We start from the raw sequence: 676 nt of genomic DNA on the forward strand, positions 1-676 counted from the left end.
TGTCATTCAATCAAATGGTGCTAATATTTTAGATTAATCAGCGTTAAATTACTGACCCTCAAAATTGGATTAAAGAATCTGATTTTGAGGGTTTTCTAAATTGTTTAGATAAGAAATGGGTAAAAAAATCTTTAGTGGGGGGATAATAATGAAAAATTTAAATAAAATGAAATGGGTAGTTTTGGTTACAACATTTCTAACATTAGCTGGATGTAATCAACAAAATAGCACAGAATCAAATGCGACAGATGTAACAAGTGAAAATATCGCTAGTTCTGAAACACTCGCATCCGATTTACTTATTCGCGAAACACAGTTTGGTAGTGTTATGGGTTATGAAGAGGATGAGGCGCTTATTTGGCAAGGGATTCCTTATGGTGGCGACACTTCAGGAGAAAATCGATGGCAAGCACCAACTGATCCTCAACCTTGGTCTGAAACCCTTGATGCAACTCAGGCGGGTGTTGTCGCTTTACAAGCAGGAGCAGATGGCGTTACTGGGTCAGAGGATGCATTGAATTTGGACATCTATCGGCCAAATAATGAGACGGAGGATTTGCCAGTTCTCGTCTATATCCATGGAGGAAATAATCAGACAGGACAGGCCCAGGAAATTTCAGGGAAATCTTTTGTAAGTTCACAGGATGCCATTGTTGTTTCAGTGAATTACCGTTTA

1 protein-coding gene is annotated in these 676 nt (G+C 38.8%); it reads left to right on the forward strand.

All coding sequences use genetic code 11. From position 1 onward, the window contains the following. Positions 1-166: 166 nt before the first annotated feature. Positions 167-676 (forward strand): carboxylesterase family protein (locus tag ACRCJ0_RS17870; RefSeq protein ID WP_431391482.1); only part of this gene is annotated, 510 nt, incomplete at its 3' end.

Source organism: Aerococcus sp. L_32, assembly GCF_050689315.1.